The sequence below is a fragment of the Prosthecobacter sp. genome (assembly GCF_049294395.1).
Taxonomy (GTDB): Bacteria; Verrucomicrobiota; Verrucomicrobiia; order Verrucomicrobiales; family Verrucomicrobiaceae; genus Prosthecobacter.
On record NZ_JBAQCR010000079.1, the window covers coordinates 1 to 7187 of the forward strand.

Annotated in this window: 6 protein-coding genes and 1 pseudogene; 1 reads left to right on the top strand and 6 read right to left on the bottom strand. The window is 62.2% G+C overall.

The features are described from left to right. Window positions 1-521 (top strand): annotated as a pseudogene (locus tag WAW39_RS05400) (hypothetical protein); the annotation flags it as partial. A 325-nt stretch (window positions 522-846) separates the two neighbouring features. Here the strand turns inward: WAW39_RS05400 and WAW39_RS05405 are convergent. The 6 genes from WAW39_RS05405 to WAW39_RS05430 all read right to left on the bottom strand — a co-directional run. Continuing rightward, the gene (locus WAW39_RS05405; RefSeq protein WP_422316558.1) at window positions 847-1494 is read right to left on the bottom strand and encodes a hypothetical protein; all 648 of its coding nucleotides are present in this window, start codon (window positions 1492-1494) and stop codon (window positions 847-849) included. Between the two features lie 115 nt (window positions 1495-1609). Next, window positions 1610-2116, bottom strand: a complete 507-nt coding sequence (locus WAW39_RS05410) for an arsenate reductase ArsC (protein WP_422316560.1) — start codon at window positions 2114-2116, stop codon at window positions 1610-1612. 33 nt (window positions 2117-2149) lie between these two features. Then, on the bottom strand, window positions 2150-2827 hold the full coding sequence (locus WAW39_RS05415; protein WP_422316562.1) for an MIP/aquaporin family protein: 678 nt from the start codon (window positions 2825-2827) through the stop codon (window positions 2150-2152). Window positions 2828-2836: 9 nt separating this feature from the next. After that, the gene (locus WAW39_RS05420) at window positions 2837-3319 is read right to left on the bottom strand and encodes a DUF6428 family protein (RefSeq protein ID WP_422316564.1); all 483 of its coding nucleotides are present in this window, start codon (window positions 3317-3319) and stop codon (window positions 2837-2839) included. 15 nt (window positions 3320-3334) lie between these two features. Continuing rightward, window positions 3335-3607 carry an ArsR/SmtB family transcription factor gene (locus WAW39_RS05425; protein WP_422316566.1) on the bottom strand — a complete coding sequence of 91 codons (273 nt, stop codon included), beginning with the start codon at window positions 3605-3607 and terminating at the stop codon, window positions 3335-3337. 391 nt (window positions 3608-3998) lie between these two features. Next, window positions 3999-7187 (bottom strand): peptidylprolyl isomerase (locus WAW39_RS05430; RefSeq protein WP_422316568.1); only part of this gene is annotated, 3189 nt, incomplete at its 5' end.

A 7187-nucleotide genomic window follows, 5' to 3' on the forward strand; every position in this document is an offset into this window, starting at 1 on the left:
ATCCATTCACCCTGAAAACCGTCGCGCCCATCGCCGCCCAGGATTCCTTTGCCAGAGATCTCGCCATCGGAGCCCACTACGGCGCGGCGGACAATCCCACCATCGTCGTCGTCAACACCAAGACCAACGAACGCATCATCCTGCGCAAAGACCTGCCCGCTCAGAGTGGCATGCACCTGAAGTCCTTTCATCTCTCCAGCAGCCGCAAGGAATGTCAGGTGGACGTGGTGCTCGGTTCGGAAGCCGCCATGCTCACTTACGATTCGAACTACCTCGCTCAAGTCTCCGCCGCTGAAACCAGCCGTATGGCTGCCGCAAAACCTGCTGGAAAGTCTGCGAACAAAACGCTCGTCATACCTTCGGTTCCTCTGCCAGGGACCAAGCCCGGCCCTGCTCCATACACCGCAGTGGTCGCCTCCCGCCAGTTTGCGCCGCCGCCGGTGTCAGAGCCTTCACCCTCCACCTCGGCCGCTCCCGCACGCGCTCGCTTTGCCTCTCCGCCGCCCCAGACACCGCAGTGACTCGGTTGCGCCGTTCCTGGAACGTGAACACAAAGTTGACCTTCGCGATCACGCTCCCCCGGCCCCGATCCAGAAACTTCGCCCACGTTACCAGCACGATGTGTCCGCTCATAACCGCGTCACCGCCACAACCTCAAAAGGGGGTCAGTGTGCAAATACTTGACAAAATATACCGCCCACCTTTCACAGCAGTCCACCCTCGCAACGAAACTCTCGAAAACGACATTCAACGCTGCCACACTCCAGGACGAAGTAGATGGATGTGGAGTGGGGAGATAGCTCAATCCTGAGCTCAGCTATGGAAAAGGCTGAAAGGAACGGGTGCCTAAAACGTGAATACAAAGTTGATCTTCGCGATCACGCTCACACGGTCCCGGTCCGGAAAGTTCGCCCAGGTTTCCAGCACGATGTGCCGGCTCAGGTCATACTTCGCCCCAATCGCCGTGATGATCCCGTGCTGATCGCGCGACTGCACCAGGTCCGCGTTCAGATTCAAACTCCGCTCAAAGACCTTCCACGTCCGGTCCACGCCGAAAAGACAGCTGTCCCCATGCGTCTGCAAACCGTAGCCCGCATGCACACGCAGCAGATGAAAATCATGCCACAGCATCGCGTAAGTAAAAGGATCGCCCGCACGTCGCGTGTCCGTCAGCGCCACACCGGCCACACCCAGCGCCAACATCCCGTCCTCCCACGGCTGAATCCGCGCCTTCGTCTGAAACACCAGCGGCCCCGAGTAGCCCGTCCCCAGTGCGCTGTCCAGACCCCACTCCACATGCAGCGGCTTGAAATCCCACCCCGTCTTAAACCCCGCCCAGCCCGAGGTCTTGCCCGGCCCGCTCGTGGCGAACTGGTTCGCCCCGCCGAAGCTGCTGAAGTACTGCACCGCCACCGTCCGGTGCGGCACCGTGTCCGCTGTGGGAATGTTGTTCAACCCCGTCGGCGTTCCAAACACCGTGCCAGCGGCAAGCATTACAAATACCATAATGTGGTATCCACAAGCACGAACGGAGGCGGCACGTGCCTCGTGCCTCCTCACTCCTTCAGTTCCGCAAAGTCTCAAAAAATTCATGGCTGCAGCCTCCTGTTCACTTCTTCTTGTTCTCATCCTGATGCCCGTCGCTGTACGCCTGGGCAGCCAGCGCAGGCACCGTCTTCGCCAGCGCCGCCTGGTTCTGCCGGCCAGATGCATAGGACTCAAACACCGCACGGATCTCATCGCGCACCCGGCGGAAGACCTCCATCTGCTCCTCCTCCGTGCCCGTGGCATGCGCAGGATCATCAAAGCCCCAGTGGTGGCGGTTCACCTGGCCGGGAAACATCGGGCAGGCCTGGTCCGCATTGCCGCACACCGTGATCACCGTTTCGATGTCCTGGTTGAGGAACTCATTCAGATGCTTCGAATGATGCCCCGAAATGTCGATGCCGATCTCCGCCATCGCCTTGATGCCAAGAGGATGCACATAGCCCGCAGGCTTCGAGCCCGCGCTGGCCACGGTGTAGCCTTCGCCCAGCGCGCGGCGCAGGATGCCTTCAGCAAGGTGGGATCGGCAGGAGTTGCCCGTACAGAGAATGAGAATGGTGGGGTGTTTCATGGGGGTAGGATAAAGTGTTTAAAAAAGGAAAAATCATTTGGCATCGGGCGCGCACCGGCCACCGCAGCAGCCGCTGTCACGCACGCCCATGCACAGCGGCACCGCCAGCAGCGCACCGAGCACCGGCGCGGCGAGATACAGCCACAGATGCTCCAGGTGCCCGGAGACCAGCGCAGGCGCCAGCGACCGCGCCGGATTCATCGAGGCTCCGCAGGCCGGACCCGCAAACATCGCCTCCAGCGCAATGACACCACCGATCGCAATCCCTGCCGTGATGCCCTTTTCCTTGGCCCCGGTGGACACGCTCAAAATCGTCAGCATCAGCATCGCCGTCAGCACCAGCTCCAGCACAAAGCTCTGCATCTCAGATCCCGCCGGCAGCGTCGCTCCCAGCGTGGCATCCTGCGGATACAGCGCCCGCAGCAGCAGGCTGGCACCCAGCGCACCGCTGATCTGCGCAGCCAGATAACCCGGCACCTCCCGCCACGCAAAGCGCCGCGCCACCGCAAACGCCAGCGTCACCGCAGGGTTCAAATGCGCGCCGCTCACATCACCATAAGTATAAATCATCGCCAGCACCACCAGCCCAAAGGTCAGCGCAATGCCCGCATGCCCGATGGCCCCGTGGCTCGCGGCATTGATGACGATGGCCCCCGTGCCCGCAAAGACGAGCGTGAACGTGCCGAGGAATTCAGCGAGGAGTTTTTTCATGGCAGTCTTTCAGCAGCATTTGGACCCCGGCGTGCAGCAGGAAGCCGCCGCCTCAATTTTCGGCGCAGGCGCACACTCACCCGGCAGGCAGATCCCGCGCGCCAGGCAGTCTGTGTGCTTCAGCCCCAGATGAAACGCCAGCGCGCCATCGATGACCTCCGCGCTCTCCACCGGAAACTGCGCCACCACGCCGTCCTCATATTCAATCTCCACCGGCAGATTGTGGTGCGGCAGCACATCGTCCGCGCGGTCAAAGATCGCCGCCAGCTTGCCCGAGAGCAGCCGGTGGTCCACATCATCATGCACCCACGTCTGCAGCAGGCAGGTCTCCAGCGTGCGCCTTGTGCCTCCGCAGTCGATGAAGTTCTTCATCACATGGCCCACTTCCGTGACGTGATAGTGCGCGGGGATCGTGCCGCCATCCGGCAGTACAAACAGCAGCGGCTTGTCCGCATGCGCGTTCAGGTGGGAGAGAAATTCGGTGATGTTCATGGTAGGAAAAAGCAGTTAGCAGCAGGGTTTGGTGGTGGCCTTCTTCGGCGCCAGCTGGTCCAGGCAGCGCAGGAAATCCCCCAGGCAGTCGCAGGCCAGGCGATAATAAATGTTCAGCCCGCGCTTGTCAGACACCAGCACCCCGGCCTGGCGCATCATGCTCAGGTGCTTGGATACGGTGGACATGTCCGCGCCCACCAGGTCCTTCAGGTCGCACACGCACATCTCCCCATCCATCAGCGCCTCCGCGATCAGCAGGCGCGACGGATGCGCCAGCGCCTTGATCACGGCGGCTCGTTTGCTGGAAACTGTCTTGCTTGCAGGCATTGGTATCAATTGGTTATTTGGCTAAATAACCAAATAGTACGCCAGCGCAAGAACCTTTTGGTGACATGTGGCGCACATGCCCGGCCCATGGCTTGTTTTATCGAGCCTGACATCGTGAAGTGACACGCGAATGTCTGAAACTTCGAAAATCAAAAATCGATTGCTCGACAATCATCAATCCTCCGGCGTCAGAATGTTCTGGATGTGCGCGATTGACGATTGATGAGCAATGATTGTCGATTTTTGAAGTGCTGATGAAGAATCCCCCCCTGATGTGCGGTTCTCAATAGCACGCTCCGTCCCCATGTCTCCGCTTGGCCTTTCCACCCGGAGGAAAATCGCCGCTTCCTCCTCACTTCCCACCCTTGGCCTCAGGCATCGGCAGGATCTGCACCTTGATCTTCCCCCGCACATTGTTCAGCCAGGCATCGTAAAACTCGGCCGCCTTCTGCTGCTTCAGCATTGCCGTGGCCTCCTGCCGCCGTTCCTCCGCCGTCTTGCTCAGCATGCGCTCTGCATCGAGTTTGACGATGATCCACGCACTGCCGATGTCCACCACCCCGCTGATTCCTCCGGGCTCCATGCCAGTGAGCGGCCCGGAGATCGCCGGGCTGAGCGCGATGGCGTTCATCCAGTCCATCGCGCCACCATCTGCGGCGCGGCTGTCGGCGGAATGTTTTTTGGCCAGGGCTGCAAAGTCCTGCCCCTCCTTGAGCTTCGCATGCACGTCATCCGCCAGCTTGCGCTGCTGCGCCTCGCTCTGGCCGCCGGATTGTTTCAGGATGGAGAGCGTGTGCAGCTTCACCTGCCGCTCCGGTGGCGCGTTGTTCTTCTCCATCTGCCGGGCGATCTCCTCCTCCGTCGGCGCAGGAGCCATGCCTCGGATCCTCTGCTTCATGAGTGGCGCAACGAGGTTCTTTTCGCGTATCGCGCGATATTCCTCCAGCGTGTACCCGTCCTTGGCCAGCTGCATCAAAAAGCGCGGCTGGCTGCCTTTGAAACTGCGGGCCACGAACTGGCGCACGTCCTCGTCCATCTGCTCGGTGGTGACGTTGTTGCCCATGGCCTTGAAGGCCGCATGCAGCAGCGCCACCTCGATTTGGCTCTTGAGCGCCGCCTCCTCCAGTTCCGCCTCCGTGGCCCCTGACTTGGCTTCGGCCGCATTTTTGCGGAACAGCTCCAGCGCCACTTCCACCTCCTTGCGGATCACCTCCGTGCCACCCACCATCGCGGCCACCCGCGCTGCATCCACCGCCTTGCCATCACCGCCCTTCGGCGTCAGCTTTTCGCGCAGCAAGCCGGAGAGCGTTTCATCCCACATCCTGTCCATCGCCGCCGTCGTGGCAGTGGCCAGCGTGCGGTCCGGCTCGCGGCGCAGCTCCTGCAAAAAAGACTCCATCATCGAGTTGAAGCCGATCTTCGTGCCAGCCTCCGCACCGCCAAACACCTCGCGCAGCAGATCAGTCTCCGGGCTCTGCCCGCCCGCGCGCACCTTCTCCAGCAGCTCTGCCATGGCCGTGCGCTTGCGCACACTGCAGTTCTGCACCAGCAGGCCCCAGTCCTTGCGGAAGTCTGCCGCCGTCATCTTGCTCAGCGCCAGTTCGCGGAACTCACCCGCCGAGGCAGGCAGCGTCCAGTCCAGCAGCGAGGCCGCGAAGTAGCAGCCCACGGGCCCCAGCTCCGGGTCCTGCCGCACCTGCTGCAAAATGCGGCCGGTGTATTCATTCCGCCCCGCCGTGCTGTAGTACACCTCCCGCGCCAGCAGCCACGGCCAGCTCCCCTCGCTCACCACGCTGTCCACGATCGCCAGGCCGATCTGCGCAATCATCGTGGTGCTGGTCCTCGTCGTGCGCGGCTTGTCAGGTGCGTCCGGCACGTGAAATCGGGCATCTTCTGTGCCCGTGAAGGCGCTGGAAAGCTGCGTCATCGAAATGTCCAGCCCGCGCCCGAGATCCCGTGCTGCGGCCGTGCGCCGCGCCACCTCCTCCGGCGTCAGCGCAGCCGTCTTGCCAAAGCCCGCGTTCAGAAAGCCCGCCGTCAGCCAGCCCGCCCAGGAGGCAAAGCCCTCTTCATTCTCATAGCTGTTCGCCACGCCGGCGGTCTGCGCCTCAAGCTCCTGCGTGGCCTTGTCCCATGCCCCTTTGGCCGTGGTGATGCTGCACCGGGAATGTTCCGTGTGATCCTTGTTCCAAATTCCCTTGCCGTTCCCGAGCTCACGCAGCCGCCCCGTCGCCTCGTCGATCACGGCGCCGTACTTTCCCTGGCCGTCCGCCGTTTCCGTTTTCATCACCAGCACGCCGTCCTTGTGCTCCCACTCATCCGCGTACTTCAGGCTGTTCAGCAGCGCAGCCGCTGGCTTCATCGTCAGTTCGAAGTCCAGCAGCCCGTTTCCCTCCTTCGTCCCCCATGCTCCGCCAAAGTTGACCTTGCCGGTCGTGCGGTTGTCCTTCGGTTCATCCGTCTCGATCCTCACAAACAGACTCGTCTTCAAGGTCCTTCCCAGCGGCTGCCGCAGCCACTGCCTGACTGCGCCGTCATGCGCCGAAAAGCAGGCGGTCACTTCCCCCGGAGTGTATCGCAGCGTGTAGCGGCGCGGATTTTTCCGGCCCTCTGCATCGTCAAGGACCGTCAGCGTCACCTGCAGTCCGCGCTGCGAATTGTAGATGATGACCATCTCTCCGCTGGGCTCCTTCTTGGATTGGAAGGACAGCGTCACCACCAGATCCTCGCTGCCGCTGCGCATCAGCTCATTGCACCAGTCCCGCGCCTTCAGCAGGGTTTCACACGTGGCATTCAGCGGCTCGCCCAGCTTGGGGGCCTCGGGCATTTCCACCAGCTCCAGCTTCAGGTCCATCTCCGGGTGGTCCGTCTGGCGCGGAGTGGTCGTGACCTTGTAGGAGGTGTAGCGGGCGCTGCTCAGCAGCCGGTCCTCGATCTCCTTCACCTGCCCGGACAAAAACGGCCGGCCTTTCTCCAGCCCCAGGTACTTCAGCAGCGCCGCCTCGGAGTCGCGCTTCAGCCCCGTGCAGGTGATCCCCGCCAGCACCGCCGCCGGTCCTTCCGAAAGAATATCCACGTGCAGGGCAGCGGTATGCGCACTGTCATCCAGCACGGTTTTGACCTCCACCTTCGCCTGCATCCGCCCCACCTTGGCAAGCTGCTTGACCACCATGGCCTGCAGATCAACGGGACGGCGTGCATCCAACGCGGCAGGCTTGCCAATCTCCCATGCGATCTCCTTCGAGTCGGCGTCCGCGACCTCGCTTCCCTTCGTCTTGATGGAAAGGCCCGGTGCATACGTCTCTGACACATCCACCAGAGTGGTCGGCGTCTTCTGCTCCTCCGGCTTGTCCTTCTTGGTGGAATCATCCGCCGCTTTCTTCTCCTTCGTGGTCAGTCTGGCGATGATCTGTGCCGCCGGCACCGACTCCGCCCCCGTCACCGTCACCGTGACCGGCCCCGCCATGTAGCGCTGCCCTTCAGCGATCACGCACAGCAGCCGCTGCGGATCCGCCAGCCACCGCGTCTCGGTGATCTGCAC